The 20,329-nt window shown below is 32.1% G+C and carries 21 protein-coding genes; 12 read left to right on the top strand and 9 right to left on the bottom strand.

All coding sequences use genetic code 11. From position 1 onward, the window contains the following. Positions 1–288 precede the first annotated feature (288 nt). From ffh to OA93_RS06825, 7 genes are all read left to right on the top strand, one after another. Positions 289–1,641, top strand: coding sequence for a signal recognition particle protein (gene ffh / locus OA93_RS06855; RefSeq protein WP_039112390.1), 1,353 nt, complete (start codon positions 289–291; stop codon positions 1,639–1,641). Between the two features lie 143 nt (positions 1,642–1,784). After that, positions 1,785–2,666, top strand: a complete 882-nt coding sequence (locus OA93_RS06850) for a tetrahydrofolate dehydrogenase/cyclohydrolase catalytic domain-containing protein (protein WP_039112389.1) — start codon at positions 1,785–1,787, stop codon at positions 2,664–2,666. Positions 2,667–2,989: 323 nt separating this feature from the next. After that, positions 2,990–3,466 (top strand): hypothetical protein, encoded by a 477-nt coding sequence (locus tag OA93_RS06845; protein ID WP_039112388.1) that lies wholly within the window; start codon positions 2,990–2,992, stop codon positions 3,464–3,466. 131 nt (positions 3,467–3,597) lie between these two features. Then, on the top strand, positions 3,598–5,340 hold the full coding sequence (locus tag OA93_RS06840; protein WP_039112387.1) for an ATP-binding protein: 1,743 nt from the start codon (positions 3,598–3,600) through the stop codon (positions 5,338–5,340). Continuing rightward, positions 5,333–6,079 (top strand): response regulator transcription factor, encoded by a 747-nt coding sequence (locus OA93_RS06835; RefSeq protein WP_039112386.1) that lies wholly within the window; start codon positions 5,333–5,335, stop codon positions 6,077–6,079. The genes OA93_RS06840 and OA93_RS06835 overlap by 8 nt, the downstream gene beginning before the upstream one ends. A gap of 345 nt (positions 6,080–6,424) precedes the next feature. Continuing rightward, positions 6,425–6,715, top strand: coding sequence for a hypothetical protein (locus OA93_RS06830; RefSeq protein WP_052250156.1), 291 nt, complete (start codon positions 6,425–6,427; stop codon positions 6,713–6,715). An 88-nt stretch (positions 6,716–6,803) separates the two neighbouring features. Continuing rightward, entirely contained in the window at positions 6,804–7,091 is a 288-nt protein-coding gene (locus tag OA93_RS06825) for a hypothetical protein (RefSeq protein ID WP_052250155.1), read from the top strand. Between the two features lie 223 nt (positions 7,092–7,314). On the opposite strand, the gene rluF is transcribed toward OA93_RS06825, so the two are convergent. The 3 genes from rluF to OA93_RS06810 all read right to left on the bottom strand — a co-directional run bounded on the left by rluF (position 7,315) and on the right by OA93_RS06810 (position 9,850). Further along, on the bottom strand, positions 7,315–8,127 hold the full coding sequence (gene rluF, locus OA93_RS06820; protein WP_039112385.1) for a 23S rRNA pseudouridine(2604) synthase RluF: 813 nt from the start codon (positions 8,125–8,127) through the stop codon (positions 7,315–7,317). Positions 8,128–8,332: 205 nt separating this feature from the next. Next, positions 8,333–8,668, bottom strand: coding sequence for an antibiotic biosynthesis monooxygenase (locus OA93_RS06815; protein WP_039112384.1), 336 nt, complete (start codon positions 8,666–8,668; stop codon positions 8,333–8,335). A gap of 15 nt (positions 8,669–8,683) precedes the next feature. Next, a complete protein-coding gene (locus tag OA93_RS06810; RefSeq protein WP_039112383.1) occupies positions 8,684–9,850 on the bottom strand; it encodes a cytochrome P450 in 1,167 nt (388 codons plus the stop codon). 76 nt (positions 9,851–9,926) lie between these two features. Between OA93_RS06810 and OA93_RS06805 the strand changes: the two genes are divergently transcribed. Then, positions 9,927–10,607, top strand: coding sequence for a winged helix-turn-helix domain-containing protein (locus OA93_RS06805; RefSeq protein WP_039112382.1), 681 nt, complete (start codon positions 9,927–9,929; stop codon positions 10,605–10,607). Positions 10,608–10,721: 114 nt separating this feature from the next. Here the strand turns inward: OA93_RS06805 and OA93_RS06800 are convergent, their stop codons facing one another. From OA93_RS06800 to OA93_RS06790, 3 genes are read right to left on the bottom strand one after another with little or no spacing between them, the layout of a single operon-like run. Then, positions 10,722–11,570 carry an alpha/beta fold hydrolase gene (locus tag OA93_RS06800; protein ID WP_039112381.1) on the bottom strand — a complete coding sequence of 283 codons (849 nt, stop codon included), beginning with the start codon at positions 11,568–11,570 and terminating at the stop codon, positions 10,722–10,724. A gap of 52 nt (positions 11,571–11,622) precedes the next feature. Next, a complete protein-coding gene (locus OA93_RS06795; RefSeq protein WP_039112380.1) occupies positions 11,623–12,402 on the bottom strand; it encodes a C4-type zinc ribbon domain-containing protein in 780 nt (259 codons plus the stop codon). A gap of 3 nt (positions 12,403–12,405) precedes the next feature. Then, the gene (locus tag OA93_RS06790) at positions 12,406–13,500 is read right to left on the bottom strand and encodes a Nif3-like dinuclear metal center hexameric protein (RefSeq protein ID WP_039112379.1); all 1,095 of its coding nucleotides are present in this window, start codon (positions 13,498–13,500) and stop codon (positions 12,406–12,408) included. Positions 13,501–13,672: 172 nt separating this feature from the next. On the opposite strand from OA93_RS06790, the gene OA93_RS06785 reads away from it, so the two are divergent. Genes OA93_RS06785 through OA93_RS06770 form a run of 4 tightly spaced genes read left to right on the top strand, consistent with a single transcriptional unit; the run spans position 13,673 to position 15,991 of the window. After that, entirely contained in the window at positions 13,673–13,921 is a 249-nt protein-coding gene (locus tag OA93_RS06785; RefSeq protein WP_039112378.1) for a DUF2683 family protein, read from the top strand. Continuing rightward, positions 13,897–14,178, top strand: a complete 282-nt coding sequence (locus tag OA93_RS06780) for a Txe/YoeB family addiction module toxin (protein WP_039112377.1) — start codon at positions 13,897–13,899, stop codon at positions 14,176–14,178. Before OA93_RS06785 ends, OA93_RS06780 begins: the two co-directional genes overlap by 25 nt. A 3-nt stretch (positions 14,179–14,181) precedes the next feature. Then, positions 14,182–15,207: a tetraacyldisaccharide 4'-kinase gene (gene lpxK / locus OA93_RS06775; protein WP_039112376.1), complete on the top strand. Its 1,026-nt coding sequence runs from the start codon at positions 14,182–14,184 to the stop codon at positions 15,205–15,207. Next, positions 15,179–15,991 (top strand): purine-nucleoside phosphorylase, encoded by an 813-nt coding sequence (locus OA93_RS06770; protein WP_039112375.1) that lies wholly within the window; start codon positions 15,179–15,181, stop codon positions 15,989–15,991. The genes lpxK and OA93_RS06770 overlap by 29 nt, the downstream gene beginning before the upstream one ends. Here OA93_RS06770 and OA93_RS06765 read toward each other — a convergent pair. The 3 genes from OA93_RS06765 to lipA are packed head-to-tail and all read right to left on the bottom strand — an operon-like array spanning position 15,988 to position 20,093. Beyond that, positions 15,988–18,165: an ATP-binding protein gene (locus OA93_RS06765; protein ID WP_039112374.1), complete on the bottom strand. Its 2,178-nt coding sequence runs from the start codon at positions 18,163–18,165 to the stop codon at positions 15,988–15,990. The genes OA93_RS06770 and OA93_RS06765 overlap by 4 nt on opposite strands. A gap of 26 nt (positions 18,166–18,191) precedes the next feature. Beyond that, positions 18,192–19,196: a type I glyceraldehyde-3-phosphate dehydrogenase gene (gap, locus tag OA93_RS06760; protein WP_039112373.1), complete on the bottom strand. Its 1,005-nt coding sequence runs from the start codon at positions 19,194–19,196 to the stop codon at positions 18,192–18,194. Positions 19,197–19,223: 27 nt separating this feature from the next. Continuing rightward, positions 19,224–20,093, bottom strand: coding sequence for a lipoyl synthase (lipA, locus tag OA93_RS06755; RefSeq protein WP_039112372.1), 870 nt, complete (start codon positions 20,091–20,093; stop codon positions 19,224–19,226). Between the last annotated feature and the right edge of the window lie 236 nt (positions 20,094–20,329).

Below are 20,329 nucleotides of genomic sequence, written 5' to 3'. Positions count from 1 at the left end.
TTGCAAACAAAAAAATTCGCGGACTTTGCGAAAAACTTTGTGCACATTGCGGTTAATATTTAAAGCCAAAGATTAAAACGTTTATAAAAATCGGCTTAAATCTTTTTTAATCTGCGTGAAACAAAAATTTTTGCTGTTTCGCTCCTGATAACTATCCGGATTGTGCGAAAAAAAAGCCTTGCGATCTTTGCGTAAAACCTTGCGAACTTTGCGGTTAAATGCAGTTAAATAAAAATTGCCTGAAATGTCTAATTAGATTATCTTTGCACTTCAAATAAAGAAAATAGTATGTTTGATAATTTAAGTGATAAGTTAGATAAAGCCTTCCATATATTAAAAGGACACGGTAAGATTACAGAAGTAAACGTTGCCGAAACCTTAAAAGAAGTTCGTCGTGCCTTACTTGATGCCGATGTTAACTTTAAAATTGCTAAAGATTTTACAACTAAAGTAAAAGAAAAAGCAATTGGACAAGACGTTTTAACTACACTTCAGCCAGGACAATTATTGGTGAAGTTAGTAAAGGACGAACTTACTGAATTAATGGGTGGTGATGTAGCAGGGATAAACTTGTCTGGTACTCCAAGCGTTATTTTAATGTCGGGATTACAAGGTTCAGGGAAAACTACATTCTCTGGTAAACTTGCTAATTATTTAAAAACAAAAAAGAATAAAAAACCACTTTTAGTAGCGTGTGATATTTACCGTCCAGCGGCGATAAACCAATTACATGTTGTAGGAGACCAAATAGGTGTTGAGGTTTACTCAGAACCAGAAAATAAAAATCCTGTAGAGATTGCACAAAATGCAATTAAACATGCTAAAGCTAATGGGTTTAATGTTGTTATTGTCGATACAGCAGGACGTTTAGCCGTAGATCAGGAAATGATGGATGAGATTGCACGTGTTCACAAAGCAATCCAGCCACAAGAAACTTTATTTGTTGTGGATGCCATGACAGGTCAGGATGCTGTAAATACTGCAAAAGCATTTAATGATATATTAAACTTCGACGGAGTTATCCTTACTAAATTAGATGGTGATACACGTGGAGGAGCTGCGATTTCTATTAAATCGGTAGTAAACAAACCAATTAAGTTTGTAGGTACAGGAGAGAAAATGGATGCAATCGATGTGTTCTATCCTATTCGTATGGCAGAGCGTATACTTGGTATGGGTGATGTTGTGTCGTTGGTAGAAAGAGCGCAAGAGCAATTTGATGAAGAAGAAGCAAGAAAAATCCAAAAGAAAATTGCTAAAAACGAGTTTGGTTTTGATGATTTCTTGTCACAAATTCAGCAAGTAAAGAAAATGGGTAATATGAAAGACTTGGTAGGAATGATACCAGGTGCTTCTAAAGCTATGAAAGATGTAGAAATCGAAGATGATGCCTTCAAGCATATTGAAGCAATCATACACTCGATGACTCCACTTGAAAGAAGCAAGCCAGCAGTTATCGATGTAAAAAGGAAAGCCAGAATTGCAAAAGGTTCGGGAACAAAAATCGAGCAAGTAAATCAGCTGATGAAGCAATTCGACCAAATGAGCAAAATGATGAAAATGATGCAAGGCCCAGGCGGAAAGAATTTAATGAAAATGATGGGAGGCATGAAAGGAATGCCAGGCGGAATGCCGAGATAATAAAAAAATAAGTAAGGTTTAAAGTTTCAAGATAATTGAAATTTTAAACCTTAAACTTTTTAATATAAACACAACTAAATTGATTTAAGGTTTTAGAACCGAAAAAACTTTAAATCTTAAACTTTAAAAACCCTTTAAAAAAAATGCAACTACTAGACGGTAAAAAAACAGCTGAGGATATTAAAAACGAAATTGCAATAGAAGTGCAAGCAATTAAAGATGCTGGAGGAAAAGTACCTCATTTGGCAGCTGTGATTGTGGGTAACGATGGGGCTAGTTTAACTTACGTAGGTAGTAAAGTAAGATCTTGCCAACAAATAGGTTTTGATTCTACTTTGGTAAGTTTACCAGAAACAATTACAGAGGTAGAGTTATTGGCAAAAATTAAAGAACTAAACGAAGATGATAATCTAGACGGATATATTGTTCAGTTGCCTTTGCCAAAACATATCAGCGAACAAAAGATTTTAATGGCAATAGATCCAGATAAGGATGTAGATGGTTTCCATCCTACCAACTTCGGAAAAATGGCTTTAGAGATGGATACTTTTATTCCAGCGACACCATTCGGGATTATGCAATTATTAGAGCGTTACAAAGTAGAAACTGCAGGGAAACACACTGTTGTTATTGGGCGTAGCCATATTGTAGGGCGACCAATGAGTATCTTAATGAGTCGTAAAGGAAATCCGGGAGATTCGACAGTGACATTAACACATAGCAGAACAAAGAATATCGAAGAATATACTAAAAATGCTGATATCATTATTACAGCTTTAGGAGTTCCAAATTACCTAAAAGCTCATATGGTAAAAGATGGCGTTGTGGTAATCGACGTAGGAATTACTAGAGTTGAAGATGCTACAAATCCAAAAGGATATGTAATTACAGGAGATGTTGATTTTGCTGAAGTAAGTAAGAAATCATCTTTTATAACACCAGTTCCTGGTGGAGTAGGACCTATGACAATTGCTATGTTGCTTAAAAATACATTATTAGCAAGAAAAATGAGAGCTGGAAAATAATATATTTCACTCATTGATATAAGTAAGCCTTAAACTTTTGTTTAAGGCTTTTTTTATGCTTTGTTTTCGGTTATATAATTTGTAAGAATTAATTGATAGCAGTATGCTTTTTTTGATTAAAGGTAAATAAATCAGATAAACTGCAGGTTTTTAACTAGTTATTTGTTAATGATTAAAACTTATTAAGAAAATGTTTGTTATATTTGAAATAGAAATAAAGTGTTGCTCATCCCGCATTTTTAGGCAAATATTTTATTTCTACGAACCTTATTTATTAACCATTGATAGGTCCCAAACCTATAAACTAACTAACTTTAAAAATTATGAGTACAACAAATTTAAACGTTGAAGGTAATGAAGTAATTACCATGCCTCCAGGAACCAAAATTTTTTCTGAAAATAATAATCCTGAGATAGGAAAAGTAACTTTTCCTGAAAGAAAATCTAAAGGGCTTTTGTCTCCACTTGTAGAAGCATTTTATAATGCAGAGAATGATACGCTTTCTATAAATATTGTTGCCTATGTTGATTTAGATAGAAGGAATGAGGTTTTTCAATATGATATTTTTCAAAATACTTATATAGATATTGATGGAAATCCTCAATTGCAATTTTTTATAGCCTATAATATGCCTGAACAGGATGCATGCACATTCTCTGTCCATGAACTTAAATTTAAGGCAAATCCATATGCATTCATAGGTGATTTTTCAAAAGTAAAAACAATCCAGACTTTTCTTTGGGATATAGATCCAATTGCATCCAGAGGAACAGAAACTACTGTACAGTCTGGAGGATAATTGTTTGTTGCTTGTTGAGTAATCTTTTGTTCAATTGAGAAGTGTTAATCTAAAAAGGATTATAAATAAAATATAATAGTTGATTTAATTATTTATATTGATTTGTAATCCTTAGTATATAATTAAAAGAAATGATTAAGATTAAATTACTTGTTGTTTTTATATTGTTGTTTAATTCATTTTTTATCTTTTCGCAAGAGGAATTACCTATTAAGAAATTACTTAAGGTAGAAATTAAAATAAAAGCAAATAAGTTTAAAGAAGAGATTAATTTTAATAAAGCGGTATCGTTTTTTATAGAAAAAAATTGGGATTCAACCTTGGTTTATTCTATGAAACATATTAGTCTAACTAAAAGTATTGAGCTTAAAGATTATTGCCATTATTTTAGAGGAATTAGTTTCAAGGAAAAAAAACTTCTTAATGAAGCTAAAAAAGAATTTAATAAAGTCTCTAATAATTTTCAATTTAATTATAAAGTAAAAAATAATCTAGGAGAAATTGCATTAAGTCAAAATGAATTCAGAAGTGCTTTACAGTATTTTGAAGGCATACTAAAGTTATCCAATGTATCTACTTATGATTTAGGAGTAAGTACTGTCTTACATAATATAGGATTGTGTTATTTGCATCTTAAAGAATTTGATAAAGCCGAAGAACATTTGTTTAAAGGCGCCAGATTACAAGAAACAGAAAAAGATACTTTATTACTAGTGGGGTCTTATATGGATATTGCTACTTTGTATTATGAACAATATAAAGACAGTCAGGCAATTCCTTATTTTGAAAAGGGGTATCATCTTTCTAAAAAAGTAAAATCATTTGGAATAAAAAAAACTGCTGCAATGAACATGGCGGTAGTAGAAGAAAATAGGAAAAATTTCCCTTTGGCTTTAATCTATCGTAAAGAATACGAAAAGTGGAAAGACTCTTTAAACGATCAGAATAAAGTTTGGGCAATTGCTGATTTAGAAAAGAAATTTGCAGTAAAGCAAAAGCAAAAAGAGGTAAATATACTTGAAGCGGAGAATAAGATAAAAATAGCAGAGAGAAATAGTTTGTTGTTTTCTTCAGTTTTATTGCTAATCTTGTTTGGGACAGGGGTATATTTTTACAGGCAAAAAATAAAAAATAATAAAATTATCTTGGCTCAAAAAGAAGAGTTAGACAAATTAAACGCTACAAAAGATAAGTTATTCTCTATAGTGAGTCATGATTTACGATCTTCGGTTAATGCTTTAAAAACAAGTAATAGCAAGTTAATTGAGAATCTGGAGACCAAGAATTATACCGAGCTAGATACACAACTACATAATAATAGTGCAATTGCTAACGGAGCTTATAATTTGCTAGACAATCTGCTTAATTGGGCTTTATTACAAACGAAACAAACCTATTTTTCTCAGGAATCGCTTCATTTGGCGACAATTGTAAAACATGTAGAATATAATTATAAGCCATTAATGATAAATAGAAACATCAGTTTTGAAAATAGAGTTTCTACTACAGATTACGTATTTGCCGATATGGATTCGCTTAAAATAATTATTCGTAATATATTAGATAATGCGATTAAGTTTACCAATGATAATGGCAAGATTTCGATTTATACACGAGATTCAGATGATGATTTTTGTTATCTAGTTGTTGAAGATACCGGATTAGGGATGAGCGCTTCTACACAGGAAGAACTATTGAAAAAAACAGCATTACTTTCTAAAAAGAAAAATGATGATACAATAGGAACTGGATTAGGAATGCAATTATGCAAAAGTATGATCTATAAAAATGGCGGTAGATTAGAAATTGAGAGTGAAGAAAATGTTGGAACTAAAATAATTATCGTATTACAAAAGTTTAAAAATCATGGATAATATAAATGTACTTATTATCGAAGATACTCCAGCAGAAAGCGATGCGCTTGTAAAAGTGCTTACCGCTAATAATTATAATATTGTGGGCATTGCACCTACTTATAACGAAGCGTTAGCGTTGTTTTATAACAATGCGATAGATGTTGTAGTAATAGATGTTTTTTTAGACGGAAAACCAGACGGAGTTACTTTTGCAGAAACAATTAATATTGTTCCTAATGGCTTAAAACCTTTTGTTTTCCTGACAAGTTCCAAAGATCGTCAGATTTTTGAAAGAGCTAAACTTACCAAACCATTTAGTTTTTTATTAAAACCATTTAACGAACTAGAAATCTTGTATGCCTTAGAAATGGCAGTAGAGAAGTTTTATGGTCAGACCAATGTTTTTGTTAGCGAAGAACAAGATACCGTTATAAGTGACGACTATCTTTTTATCAAAAAAAATAAAGCTTTAAAAAAAGTTAGAATTGAGGATATAGTCTATATAGAAGTTGAAGACAGATATTGCAATATAATAACAGACGTCGAAAAATTTGTAATCTTAATATCTCTTACCAAAATCATTCAGTTTTTGGATCCGGCTAAATTTAGTCAAACACACCGTAACTATATTGTAAATTTAAGCAAGATAGAAGAGATAATTGTCAATGATAATCTCGTTGTTTTAAAAGGAAATCACAAAGTTGTCCTAAGCGAGAAATACAGAGATTTCGTTAAAAAGTTTCGCGTATTGAGATAATCTTACTTTATATAATTCTCTACAACTAAAACCTCATTCATATTATATGGAGGAGGTTTTTTTGCTTATTTACTTTAGGGAAAAATCCCATACTACTTTTTTTACTTTTCATGACAATGATTTCCGTTCTCATGACATTTTCTTATTTACAGATTTAATTGTGCTATAGTTTTACTATAGGGAATTGATTAAAGCTAGCATAATTTAATTCTCCATGACTTTTTATTTGCCTGATAATTTATCTGGCAAGTAATTCATTAAATAGGGTTTTCGTGCTCTATTTAGAAACGTGGCGTTTCCGAAAAGCCTTATGAGTAGGACCAAGAACAATTAAATTATAACATTATGTCAAGTCAAACCCAAGTCTTAGAAAACCATGAGCCTATATTAGGTGGATGGACAGATTTTCGCAAACCTACAGCTGCGGATTTATTATTATTTAAACAAGCCTTAGAAGGTTATGTTGGAGTAAAATATATCCCTACGGCAGTTGCGACACAGGTGGTAGCAGGAATAAACTATCGTTTTAGATGTACTGCATCAATTCCGCCTTCAGAGATTGCTTATGAAGCTATAGTGAAGATTTTTAAACCACTAGTTGGTGACCCGCATGTTGTGAAAATAACAAGGATTTAATACTCAAAAAAAGTTCAGTATCAATTTTTTTTAAAAGTGATTTCTGAAGATTATAAGAGTAATTAAAGTAATTTAAACTATAGAAATTATGTCAAATAATGCCCTAATAAATAATACGGAGACACTACTGGGAGGATGGACACTTTATCATACTCCAACCCCAGAAGATTTACAAATATTCAGAAAAGCAATGAATGGTTTGCTTGGAGTGAAATATAATCCAACTGCAGTTTCAACGCAGGTTGTGGCAGGAACAAATTATCGTTTTAAATGTAATGCAACAGTTGTTTCGTCTGGACTTCCTTATGAAGCTCTCGTTGAGATTTATGATCCATTGTCTGGAAATCCTGTTCTTACAGGAATAACACCGATTTAATGTTTTTTTGGAATAGTGAAATTTTGAAGCTATTTTAAAAGAAGCGGATCTGAAAAGTAAATAAATAATTTTTAAAAATGTATATTAAGGTAATTGGAGTTGAATATTCAATTATCATAAAAATAACATTACTTGTTGGTAAAAAATAAGATTGTAGAAAAAGAAAAGCCTGGAATTTCAGTTCCAGGCTTTCTTTGTTATATAGATTTGTAAGTACAAGAGTTTAATAGTTTCCTCTTTTCTTAAATCGAGGATCGTCTCTTTTTATAAATTCAGTTTTTCTTCTCGGAGTTTCAATCTTAGGTAAACTTGCTTCCTCAGTTTTACTCGAAGGCTCAATAAGCTCATTCAATTCTTTAATTTCAGCATCTGTTAAATCACGGTAGCGACCTACGGGAACATCGAGAGAAATATTAATAATACGAATACGCTTTAAGGCAGTAACTTCATAGCCTAAATATTCCGCCATTCTTCTAATCTGACGATTTAAACCTTGTGTTAGAATAATCTTAAAGATGTATTTGCTTATTTGCTCTACTTTACATTTTTTGGTTACTGTATCAAGAATAGGGACACCATTTCCCATTCGCTCAATAAAGCGATCCGTTATAGGTTTACTTACAGTTACAGTATATTCCTTTTCGTGATTATTTCTTGCGCGCAGAATTTTGTTTACAATATCACCATCATTGGTCATAAATATTAAACCTTCACTGGCTTTATCCAATCTCCCAATTGGGAAAATACGTTTAGGATAATTAATGTAATCTACAATGTTGTTACGAACCTCCAGATTAGTGGTACATTCAATTCCAGCAGGTTTATTAAAAGCTAAATAAACTGGTTTTTCGTGTTTTTCTACGATTAACTTTCCGTCTATGCGTACTTCGTCATCAGGTGAAACTTTCGTTCCCATTTCAGGTACAATTCCGTTTATGGTTACACGTCCTTCTTCGATTAGTTTATCAGCTTCACGACGAGAACAATATCCAGTTTCTCCAATGAATTTGTTGAGGCGTTTTAGATTTTCTTCCATAGTGCAAAAGTAATCAAAAAATAGACATCTTTAATTTTAGACATCTTAGATTGTTAGACCTTTTAGACTTCTTAGATTTTAGATTTTTCGAAATCTTTAAAAAAAGCATTTTGCTTTTTTTTTAACCTCAGAACCTCAGAATCTCAGTCCCGAAGCCTCGGGATCAGAACCTTTGTTTCTTTGCAACTTTGTCCCTTTGAACCTCCTAAAAAGGACTATCCTTTGGCGTTTCTTTCCTGTCAAACATTCCGTAATCCCTTTTTACATCGGCAATTCTTAAATGGTAATCTTTAAAAATTTCTTGTCGCCCTTTAGACTGAGCATTACGGTGCATTTCGAGATTTCTCCATTGTTGGATGCTTTCTTCATCTTTCCAAAATGACAAAGACAAAACTTTTCCAGGGTCATTAAAACTCTGAAATCGTTCTATGGATATAAAACCAGAGATTTTATCTAACTCAGGACGCAAGCTTGCGGCGATGTCAAGATATTCTTGTTTTTTTTCTTCGTTAGGAATTACTTCAAAAATTACTGCTATCATGTTGTTTAATTTAAATTATTGAATCGAAATCCAGATGTTTTTAGGTAATCTGGCGTTTATCATAGGTTCGTACAGAATGTTACTTTCCAGAATTGCAATTGTATTATAATTATTAAATAAATATAATAGAGCCTCGGTTGTAAGATGAATCGAAAAGTATTTAGCCAGACACATATGACCTCCAATCCCAAAGGTAAGATTCTCATCATTATTGATTCTTTCGATATCAAAACTTAAAGGATTATCGAATTTTTTTGGGTCACGATTTGCAGCTGCAAGAACCAATAATAGGGTTTCATTTTTTTTAATTATAGTTTTATATAATACAATATCCGTAATTGCAACTCTTCTTGTATTATGAATTGGTGGATCAAAGCGCAGGGTTTCAATAACTAATTTTTGTATCTGTGTTTTATTAATATTGTTTTTGGGTACTAGATTATGAGTATTAATAATTTGTAATAAAGAGTTACTCAAAAGACCTCTGCAAGCATCGTAACTTTGAATCAACAATCCAATTAAATTACTTACAGATATTGTTATCGTTTCCTCGAAAGAAATAGTATGCGATTCGGATATTTTATCTAGTAAAGGCTTATAAAAACTAAGACTTGATAAGTGCTTTTTTACCATTGAATAACTATTTTCTGAAATTTCATTAATTGCCTGAACCTGTTCTGCAGATTTATTTGGCAGCATTATTTTTACAAGAAGGTCTATTTTTTCAGAAATGAATTTGCAATCATCTTGCCTAAAGCCAAAGCTTTTTAAAATAACCAAAACAGGAAGCTTTTTGCAAACAGAATCAACCCAATCTATTTTGTTTTCGATTAAATCATTATCTAATAATTCGGCAATGATTTGATTAATGTCAATTGATTTCATGTTAGCAAATAAAAGCATTGCAGTTTCTTTTGCAATGACATGTTGGGTTCCGTTTGATAATCGGGATAAATGATTGATGATTTTTAAAGCATATTCATTAAGTTTCTGTTCGTTATTAGGATTAATAGTTGGGATATTTACGTTGAGACTATTTAGAATTTCTGTGCAGTATTCATGAGAATAAATTGCCCAAATTTGGTTTGCCTCATCCCAAAAGACAGGATGATCATCAAGCATTGTTTTATATATTGCATACGGATCTTTAATATCCGATTGAAAGAATAAAGTAGGTGACATAGATTATGATTTTTAACAAAGTTATTTAACTTTACACGTAGATACTTCAGTTTAGAATTAACTATGATTGCATAAAATGGAAGAACAGTTTATAAAAATTGCAACATTAATTGGTGATCCAACCCGAGCATCAATTATGTGGGCATTGCTCGACGGAAAAGCATTTACAGCTACAGAACTGGCAATTGTAGCCAATACATCGCCGCAAAATATAAGCATGCATTTAGGAAAGTTATTAGATGCCGATTTGCTTTGTGTCGAAAAACAAGGACGTCATAAATATTATCGATTTTCAAGCAAAGAAATTGCTTATGCTATCGAAGGGATGGCAAGCCTTATTCCTCCACAAGAAGTTTCGAGAAAAAAGAATACAGAAAAGCTTCCGCCAATAAAACATTGCAGAACATGTTATGATCATTTAGCGGGGAAAATAGGTGTGGCTTTAACGAATAGTTTATTAGAGCAAAATATAATTATTGATACTAATAATGATTTTGAAATTGGTTCCGAAGGGATAAAATGGTTTTCAGATTTTGGTATAAATGTCGATGAGGTTAGGAAACAAAGGCGTTTATTCTTGAAACCATGTCTTGATTGGAGCGAAAGAAAAAATCACATGTCAGGATCTCTAGCTACGTCATTATTGAATAAAATGATAGCCAATGATTGGTTGCGAAAAACTGAAAATTCCAGAGCAATAATTATTACAGGAAAAGGAGAAAAAGAATTATACAAACAATTTAAAATAGTTGTTTAGACTTCTTAGATTGTTATCCCGAAGCTTCGGGATTAGATTATTAGATCTTTAATGAATTTCTAAAAAAAAGCAGAATGCTTTTTTTTAGAACCTTAGAACCTTAGAAAATCTCCTTTAAGAAAACAAAAACGCAACTACTTTTTGGTACAGCTCATCATCATGCATGCCGTGGCCTAAACCATTTGTAGCTATAAATTGGCTATTTTTCCAAGTGCTGGCTATTTTTTCTCCTTCTTCAAAAGCGACTACGTTATCTTCGATATCGTGTGCAATTAATCCTTTGACAGTGAAATTTGAAGCGAATTTTTTTCCAGAGAAGTCTTCCAGTTTTAAGTTGAAACGATTTACAAAACGATTCTCTAAGAGTGGGACCATTTTTTCGTTTAGGCTTAACATGGAAATATAATTATTGATAAGTGTTTGTAAATCTGATGGAGCACCTAGAATAACCATTTTTTTAATACTGGTATCTGGATATAAATGCTGGTGATACACGCAAGCAGCTCCGCCTATAGAATGGCCAATTATAATTGTAGGTTGGTATTTTTGTACTGCTTTGTTAATGAATTCTGCATAAAGAGGTACGTTGAATTCAATACCACTGCTTTGTCCGTGAGCAGGTGCATCTATAGCAATAATGGTGCTTCCTGATTGTTGTAAGTACGGGAGTGTTTTTTGCCAGCGCGAAGCATTGCTTTCCCATCCGTGAACGAGTAATATTTTGGTGTCATTTCCTTCCCAAGTATAAGTCTGAAAATGGTGCTCGTTATGATGAAATGTTTCAGTTTTGGTATCTTGTAATATTTCTGGTAAGTTTTCTTTGCTTAATCTTCCTTCTCTTGGTTGGCTAAAAAGGGCGTATGAAATCTGCGCAGCTTTTTCTGGACGTACATAACTTAAAAAGTTAATATATTGCCCAACGGATTTTAATGTTATGAAACGAATACCTTCTTTAAGTCCCAAAATTGTAATTTTTAATATAAAAAAAGCCCCGAACTTCGAGGCTTTGTATTATTTAGAATTTAGAAAATAATAAATCCATTTTCTCTTTTTCTTCTTCTGCTAATGCACTATCAACTAGGATTCTTCCAGAATGCTCATCAGTGATGATTTTTTTTCTAGAGGCAATCTCTACTTGTGTTTGTGGTGGAATAGTAAAGAAAGAACCTGCAGATGCACCTCTTTCAATAGATACTACAGCTAAACCATTACGAACACTAGTTCTGATTCGTTTGTAAGCCGCTAATAAACGGTCTTCGATTAAAACTTCGTACTCAGCTGATTTCTCAGATAAGAAGATTTCTTCTTTTTGAGTTTCTGCCATAATCGCATCCAATTCAGATTTTTTGTGTTTTAGATGAGAAGATTTAGACTCTAGTCTTTCTTTTAAACCAGAGATTACTTCTTTTTTATGCTCAATAGAAACTTTCATTTCTTTGATTTGCTTTTCAGCTAATTGAATTTCTAATTCTTGAAATTCAACTTCTTTAGTCAAAGAGTTAAATTCTCTATTGTTACGAACTGATTCTTGTTGTTTTGTGTACTTTTTGATGGCTTCTTTGTGATCATCAATAGCATTTTTTCTAGTCTTGATTTGCTCTTCAACTATTTCTAGTTCGCTTTTCAATTTTTCTGAACGTGTGCCTAAACCTGCAACTTCATCTTCTAAATCTTCCACTTCTAATGGAAGTTCTCCTCTTACGTTTCTGATTTCGTCAATTCTAGAGTCAATTAGCTGTAAATCGTAAATTGCTCTTAACTTGTCCTCAACACTTAATTCTTTCGTATTCGCCATATTCTATAAGTACTTAACTGGATTTGTATTTTCTTCTGATAAAATGATTGCAAAATTAAGGATTTTTTTCCGAAGATAATCAACAATATAATTTTTTGTATAGCGTTCGCTTTCAAAATGTCCAATATCGGCTAATAGTAATCGATTTTCGGCTTCGTAAAACTGATGGTATTTTAAATCGGCTGTCAAAAAAGCATCGGCTCCAGCCTGAATTGCATTTTTTATGGCAAAACTTCCAGATCCGCCAAGAACAGCAACTTTATGGACTTTTTTGCCTGTATAAGAAGAATGTCTAATACCATCTGCTAACATTTTTTCTTTTACAAATGGTAAAAAGTCTGTTTCGTTCATCGGAGTTTCAAATTCTCCAATCATGCCTAAACCTATGTTTTGATGTGCATTTTGTAAATCATAAATTTCATAAGCAACCTCCTCATAAATATGATTGGCAAACAATGCTTTTAGAATTTTTGATTGCAAGTGTTTTTCAAAAACAACTTCGATCTTTATTTCATTCCCAGTATGTAATTTCTCTTTTTCTCCAATAACAGGATTACTATTCTCATTTCCTTTAAAAGTAAAAAAACCTTCGGTGTTGAAACTGCAATTGTCATAATTGCCAATTTTTCCTGCTCCAGCTTCAAACAAAGCATTACGGACTTTCTCGGAATTATCAGGAACAGTATAAGTTACTAATTTCTGAATGTAATTTTGTTTCGGAATCAAAACCGTAGTATTTATCAAACCTAAAGCATCACAAAATATTTTGTTTACACCTTGTGAGTGATTGTCTAATGCGGTATGAACGGCATAAATAGCAATATCATTTTTTATGGCTTTAAGAATAGCACGTTCTACATAATTCTTCCCCGTTATTTTTTTTATCCCAGAAAATAGAATTGGATGAAAACAAACAACCAGGTTGCAATTTTTGACAATAGCTTCATCAATTACATTTTCAAGCGCATCGTGACAAACCAAAACTCCTGTAGCTTCTGTAGATGAATCACCAACTAAAAGCCCGACATTGTCAAAATCTTCGGCGTAAGCCAAAGGAGCCATCTCTTCGAGAACTGCTAATATTTCTTTGATTTTCATTGTTACTTTTTGTTTCAAGTTTCAGGTTTCAAGTTTTGCATAGGAACTTGAAACCTGAAACAAATTAACGAAAAATATTATACTTTATTTAATTTAAAGGAGTAGGTATCTAATTTAAATTATCTAAACGATGATATGTATTTCGTATATTTGTAATTCTAAATCATAGGTCATGACTACAATAAAAATTAACGAGCAAACGAAGACAGGAAAAGCATTTATGGCGATGTTTGAAGCTTTTTTTAAAGGTGTTGAAGGTATTGAGATCGTTGAGCCAACTTATGGACAGGTTAATGAAGAACCGAGTATTTATAGTTCTGAATTTGTTGAAAAGGTTAAAAAAGCAGAAGAGAATATTAAAAAAGGCGAAACTACAACGCTGAATCCAGATGATATATGGGGAAGTTTAGGGTTGAAGTAACGAAGGTTGCAAATCAAGATATTGAAAAACATAAAAAATCAGGGAATAAGACTTCTATTAAAAACATTGCTAAAATTTTAATCGATCTTACGGAAAATCCATACGAGGGTTTTGGAAATCCTGAACAACTAAAATATGAATATACAGGATATTGGTCTAGACGCATTAATCAGAAAGATCGATTAGTTTATCGGGTTGAAGACGATATTGTAACTGTTTATGTAGTTTCAGCCATGGGACATTATTCTGATAAATAAATTATGAATTTACTTCGAAAATTACTCTTTCCATTTGCCATCTTATATGGAATCATCACTAGTATTCGGAATTTCCTTTTTGATAAAGGAGTTTTAAAATCAACATCATTTGATATTCCGATTATTGCAGTTGGTAATCTTAGCGTTGGAGGAACAGGAAAAACACCTCAAATAGAATATTTAATTCGATTATTATCAAATACATATCAGGTTGCTACGCTTAGTCGTGGATATAAAAGACAATCAGAAGGTTTTGTACTTGCTGATGAAACCTCTAATGCTGTTATATTAGGAGATGAACCTTTTCAGTTTTTTCAAAAATTCAAAAATATTCAAGTTGCAGTAGATGCAAACCGAACAAACGGAATCCAGAAATTACTTTCGCAACCTAAAAAGCCTCAGGTTATTTTGCTTGATGATGCATTCCAACACCGAAAAGTAAAAGCAGGATTTTATATTTTGCTTACATCGTATGGTGATTTATATGCTGATGATTGGATGTTGCCAACTGGGAATTTACGAGAGAGCAGGGGTGGAGCAAAAAGAGCAAATATTGTTATTATAACCAAATGTCCTTCTGATCTTCAGGAATCGGAGCAGCAAAATATTCGTAGAAAGCTAAAATTAGAACCATCACAAGAATTATACTTTACTTATATTGATTATGATGATTGCATTTATTCTCAAACTGGGAAATTAGCAATCGAAGAGATTAAAAACGAACCAAAATTACTTTTGGCAGGAATTGCAAAGCCAGTACCATTTTTTAAGTTTTTAAAATCTAACGGCGATGAATGTCTTACATTCCCTGATCATCATCACTTTACAGAAACGGATATTACAACGATTGCGAATAAAGCAAAAAAACATAAAATTATTACAACCGAAAAGGATTATGTTCGCTTAAAAGACACTAATATTGCGCCGCAATTATTTTATTTGCCGATAAAAAGTACTTTTATTAATTATCAAAATGATTTTGATACAACAATTTTAAATTATGTGGGAAAAAGTTCAGGAAACAGTTAGTTATATAAAATCAAAAACACAGTTCACGCCAGAATATGGAGTGATTTTAGGTTCAGGTTTAGGAGGTTTTACAAATGATATAGAAATAGAATTTACATTACCTTATAATGAAATCCCTAATTTTCCGGTATCTACAGTTCAAGGTCATAAAGGAGCTCTGGTTTTTGGAACTATTGGAGATAAAAAAGTGGTTGCGATGCAAGGTCGTTTTCACTTTTATGAGGGATATACTATGGAAGAAGTTACTTTTCCGGTTCGAGTAATGAAGTTTTTGGGAGTTACCAAGTTAATGGTTTCTAATGCTTCAGGAGGAGTAAATGCTGCTTACAAAGTAGGTTCAATCGTAATTATTAAAGATCATATTAATTTTGCACCAGAGCATCCTTTGCGTGGTAAAAATGATGACCGTTTTGGACCTCGATTTGTAAATATGAGCGAGCCTTATTCTAGAAAAATGATTATTAAAACCAAAGAAATTGCATCAAGATTGAATATTGAAATTCATGATGGTATTTATTTTGGTTTACAAGGACCAACTTTTGAAACTTTGGCTGAATATAAAATGGTTAAAATTCTTGGAGCAGATTGCGTAGGAATGTCAACTGTGCCAGAAGTTATCGTTGCACGTCATATGGATGTAGAAACTTTTGGAATCTCTGTAATTACCGATATGGGTAACGAAGAAAGTATAGATACAATCTCGCATGATGAAGTTCTTGAGGCAGCAAAAATGGCCGAGCCTAAAGTAAGAGCTTTGATAAAAAACTTGATTTTAGAGTATTAAGCGCTTACGTTAAAACATTTAGCGATAATGCTGTAAAATTCATCAGGAACAAAGGGTTTTGTTATTACGTCGTTCATCCCGAATGATAATAACATTTCCCTGTTCTCATCTAGAGAAATAGCCGTTAAAGCTATAATTGGTGTTATTTTATCAAATTCTCTAATATATTTAGTGGCAGTAGTACCATTTATTCCAGGTAAATGCACATCCATTAAAATCATATCAAATCGTTTGATTTTTAATAACTCAATCGCATCCTCTCCATTGTCGATTACCTCGCAGGTTATACCTTTATTCTCGAGCATTTTACGAGTAATCATTTGATTAATCCTGTTGTCTTCTATCAACAGAATATTTTTGTCTTTTAATTCGTAGTCGTTGTACAATTTGGTTTCTTCTTTAATAGCTAATGGTTCGTTATCTATTTGGAATTTTAGTTTAAAAGTAAAGGTAGAACCTTTACCAACTTCACTTTTAAGATTGATTTCCCCACCTAGCATTTCGGTTAATTTTTTTACAATCGTGAGTCCCAAACCCGTTCCTCCATATTTTCGGTTAACTTCTATAGAGCCTTGCGAAAAACTTTCGAAAACGGTTTGTAATTTGTCTTCAGGAATTCCTATTCCAGTATCAACTATTTCAAAATAAACAGTTGCTGCTTCATCTTCTAATGAATGTAATTTCACAATCACATTAACACGTCCGTTTGCTGTAAACTTTAAGGCATTATTAATCAGGTTCATTATAATCTGAGACAATTTTGTTGGATCACCAATTAAATTGTCAGGAATACTTTTATCGATATCTAGATTAAAATAATTTTTATTGGCTGTAGCCAATTCCTTCAAAGAGCTTTGTATGTTTATTAATAATTCTTTTAGATTAAAACTTATATTTTCGGTTTCAAGCTTATTAGAATCTATTTTATTGATTTCTAGGATTTCATTAATAAATGTAGTCAAATAATTCCCCGAAAACTTTAATGATTCTAAGTATTTTTTCTGTGATTTTTTAGGGTTATCTTCTATTAATAAATGTGTAATTCCGTTAATTGCATTAAGAGGAGTTCGTAATTCATGACTTACCGTCGATAAAAACTCAGATCTGGCTTTAGATGCTTTTTCGGCCTTATTCTTTGCGATAATTAACTCATTATTTTTTTCTCTCAAAAGCATATTATTCTGATTTCGAATAATGTTGTTTTTGTAAAGGGATAAACTCAAAAGAGATAAAATAGAGATTAAAGCAATAGCAAGAATACTTATTAATTTAGAATACTTGTATGTTTTTTTATCTTCAAGGTCTTTCTTCTCTTTCTGAATAGCTGAGTTTATTACCTCTTTAGTTTTAAATTTTTTAAAATCATCAAAATCTGATTTTGAGTTTTTTAATTTATAAATATAGTTTTTTAATTGATAATGTTCATCTAGATAAGTGTAAGCTCTGTCATAATCCTGATGGTTTTTATAATATTTGCTAATGGCTAATAATATAGTTGCCTTCTGGTTAAGGTCATTGCTTTTTGTGGTTAAGGCTAATGCTTTTTCCAGATAATGTATAGCAGAATCATTTCTTTTTAAATGACTCTCGATAAGTCCGAGTTGATAGTAAGCGTCAGTTTTTGTTTTTAAAGTATTTTTACTATCTGGTAATTCAGTTATTTTTTTGAATGTAGAGATTGCTAAATCATATTCATGATTAGTCTTTAAAGCTATTCCTTTTTGAAGGGTTAGTGCTTGGCTTGAGTCAACGATATTTAGCTGTTTGAAGACAGATTTTGACTTGTCAAAATACGTTTGAGCAAGATTATGCTTTCCTCTTTCGGTATTGGTTATACCAATATAATGAAGAGCAAGCGCTTTGGTAATAGATAAAGGTTTGTCTTTTAATAAATCAACACTTTTGTTGAAGTTGATTAAAGCCTCATCATATTTTTTCTGATTGTAGTAAATTTTACCAAGCTTAAAAGTTTGGTCGGCCTGGTTTTCTATTTTGTGGTTTGTTTGGCAAAATAGAATTGATTTTTCGGTAAAAAGCTGTGCCTGACTGTATTTGTTTTCTTTAAGACTAGAGTTTGCCTGTTGGTCATAATAGACAACACTATCTGTATTCCGATTGAATTGGGAATACAAAAATGAACTGAAAAAACTGATTAGGATAAAAAGATATTTCATGTATTGTAATACTTTTTATTAGTAGTTTATACTTCCTTCGTTAGCAATATCAAATCAATTAATCTTGATGAATACCCAACTTCATTATCGTACCAACCTACAACTTTTACCATTTTATCGATTACAGATGTAAGTTGTGCATCAAATAAACACGAATTCGGATTTCCAATAATATCAACAGATACAATAGGGTCTTCGGTATAATCTAAAATTCCTTTTAAACTAGTTTTTGCTGCATTTTGAAATGCTTCATTAATCTCTTCAATAGTAACGGCACGTTTTACATTAAATGTAATGTCGGTTAATGATCCATCAGGAACAGGAACGCGTATACCGCAACCACCAATTTTGTTTTGTAATTTGGGGAAAATTTTAGTTAATGCCTTTGCTGCGCCCGTTGTTGTAGGAACAATAGATTGGCTCGCACCTCTGGCTCTGCGCAAATCTTTATGGGGTTGATCGTGCAGACTTTGATCTGTTGTGAATGAATGTATTGTAGTAATGTAGGCTTGCTCAATACCACAAAGATCATCGATTATTTTAATCATAGGAGCTGCATTGTTTGTAGTGCAACTCGCATTAGAAATTATTGTTTCAGTTCCGTCCAATATTCCTTCATTTACACCCAAAACTACAGTTTTGATTGTGTCAACTTCAGAAGGTGCAGATAGAATGACTTTTTTTGCTCCGGCAATAATATGTGCATTTATTTCTTCGTGCGTTTTATATTTACCGGTAGATTCTATAACATAATCTATGTCACAGTCTTTCCAATTTAAGTTTGAAATGTTTTTCTCATGGAAAAATAAATAATGTTTTCCATCAACGATTATTCCACTTTCGTCACTGCTTACCACAAACGGTAACACACCATGAATACTGTCGTATTTAATAAGGTGAGCCATAGTTTTTGTGTCGGCAATATCATTTATGGCAACAACTTCAATTTCGGGATGATTTAAAAGTAATCGAAACGAGTTTCGACCAATTCTTCCGAAACCATTAATAGCAATTCGTATTTTTTTATTCATTTAAGATAAAATATTCAACATTTAAAACTAAAGAATATGTTTTTGCGCTTTGTAGGAAGAACGCACTAACGGACCGCTTTCGACGTGGCGAAAACCTAGTTCTAGTCCGAATTTTTCATATCTGGCAAATTGATCTGGAGTGATAAATTCTTTTACAGGTAAATGTTTTTTACTTGGTTGTAAATATTGACCAATTGTTACTACATCTACATTTGCATTGCGCAAATCGGTCATAGTTTGAAATACTTCCTCTTCGGTTTCTCCTAGTCCAAGCATGATTCCAGACTTGGTTCTGTTGATTCCTTTTTCTTTTAGGTAGCGTAAAACTTCTAAGCTACGATCGTATTTGGCTTGTATACGTACTTCACGAGTTAATCGACGAACAGTTTCTACGTTATGAGAAACAACCTCTGGATTAGCTTCTACAATTCTGTCAATGTTTCTTTCGATTCCTTGAAAATCAGGAATTAATGTCTCTAAAGTCGTATTTGGATTCATACGTCGAATTGCTTTCACGGTTTCATTCCAAATAATCGAACCACCATCTTTTAAATCATCTCTATCTACACTTGTTATAACAGCGTGTTTGATATTCATGATTTTAATAGAACGTGCTACTTTTTCTGGTTCGTCCCAATCTACAGTCTCAGGTCTCCCGGTTTTTACACCACAAAAACCACAAGAACGTGTACAAACGTTACCTAAGATCATAAAAGTAGCTGTTCCTTCTCCCCAGCATTCACCCATATTTGGGCAGCTTCCAGAAGTACAAATTGTATTTAAACTATATTTATCTACTAAACCACGTAGTTCAGTATATTTTTGTCCGATTGGTAGTTTTACCTTCAACCATTTTGGTTTCCCAATTGGTAAATTATTATCTATAACGCTTTCCATATTCATTATTCAAAGTACAAAGATAAGCATTGTTGTTTATTTGTAGATTTGTTTATGCTTTAATTTATAAAACGATAACAAAATGACTGTTAAATTCTTTTTTACGGATTATTAATAAATTAAGATGAATGAAAGGTTTTTTGATTAAAACCGCAATAAATGGTCGGGATTTCTGAAATTATAAGATATTTTTTTCTTCTAAAATTATTTGGTTTCCGAGATACGTGTATTTTAAA

Source organism: Flavobacterium sp. KMS, from assembly GCF_000813005.1.
Classification (GTDB): domain Bacteria; phylum Bacteroidota; class Bacteroidia; order Flavobacteriales; family Flavobacteriaceae; genus Flavobacterium.
This window is presented reverse-complemented; position numbering and strand designations above follow the sequence as displayed.

Bases quoted from the DNA above. Each gene is read 5' to 3' on its own strand.
- ffh (WP_039112390.1), top strand. From the start codon at position 289: ATGTTTGATAATTTAAGTGATAAGTTAGATAAAGCCTTCCATATATTA.
- OA93_RS06850 (WP_039112389.1), top strand. From the start codon at position 1,785: ATGCAACTACTAGACGGTAAAAAAACAGCTGAGGATATTAAAAACGAA.
- OA93_RS06845 (WP_039112388.1), top strand. From the start codon at position 2,990: ATGAGTACAACAAATTTAAACGTTGAAGGTAATGAAGTAATTACCATG.
- OA93_RS06840 (WP_039112387.1), top strand. From the start codon at position 3,598: ATGATTAAGATTAAATTACTTGTTGTTTTTATATTGTTGTTTAATTCA.
- OA93_RS06835 (WP_039112386.1), top strand. From the start codon at position 5,333: ATGGATAATATAAATGTACTTATTATCGAAGATACTCCAGCAGAAAGC.
- OA93_RS06830 (WP_052250156.1), top strand. From the start codon at position 6,425: ATGTCAAGTCAAACCCAAGTCTTAGAAAACCATGAGCCTATATTAGGT.
- OA93_RS06825 (WP_052250155.1), top strand. From the start codon at position 6,804: ATGTCAAATAATGCCCTAATAAATAATACGGAGACACTACTGGGAGGA.
- rluF (WP_039112385.1), bottom strand. From the start codon at position 8,127: ATGGAAGAAAATCTAAAACGCCTCAACAAATTCATTGGAGAAACTGGA.
- OA93_RS06815 (WP_039112384.1), bottom strand. From the start codon at position 8,668: ATGATAGCAGTAATTTTTGAAGTAATTCCTAACGAAGAAAAAAAACAA.
- OA93_RS06810 (WP_039112383.1), bottom strand. From the start codon at position 9,850: ATGTCACCTACTTTATTCTTTCAATCGGATATTAAAGATCCGTATGCA.
- OA93_RS06805 (WP_039112382.1), top strand. From the start codon at position 9,927: ATGGAAGAACAGTTTATAAAAATTGCAACATTAATTGGTGATCCAACC.
- OA93_RS06795 (WP_039112380.1), bottom strand. From the start codon at position 12,402: ATGGCGAATACGAAAGAATTAAGTGTTGAGGACAAGTTAAGAGCAATT.
- OA93_RS06790 (WP_039112379.1), bottom strand. From the start codon at position 13,500: ATGAAAATCAAAGAAATATTAGCAGTTCTCGAAGAGATGGCTCCTTTG.
- OA93_RS06785 (WP_039112378.1), top strand. From the start codon at position 13,673: ATGACTACAATAAAAATTAACGAGCAAACGAAGACAGGAAAAGCATTT.
- OA93_RS06780 (WP_039112377.1), top strand. From the start codon at position 13,897: ATGGGGAAGTTTAGGGTTGAAGTAACGAAGGTTGCAAATCAAGATATT.
- lpxK (WP_039112376.1), top strand. From the start codon at position 14,182: ATGAATTTACTTCGAAAATTACTCTTTCCATTTGCCATCTTATATGGA.
- OA93_RS06770 (WP_039112375.1), top strand. From the start codon at position 15,179: ATGTGGGAAAAAGTTCAGGAAACAGTTAGTTATATAAAATCAAAAACA.
- OA93_RS06765 (WP_039112374.1), bottom strand. From the start codon at position 18,165: ATGAAATATCTTTTTATCCTAATCAGTTTTTTCAGTTCATTTTTGTAT.
- gap (WP_039112373.1), bottom strand. From the start codon at position 19,196: ATGAATAAAAAAATACGAATTGCTATTAATGGTTTCGGAAGAATTGGT.
- lipA (WP_039112372.1), bottom strand. From the start codon at position 20,093: ATGGAAAGCGTTATAGATAATAATTTACCAATTGGGAAACCAAAATGG.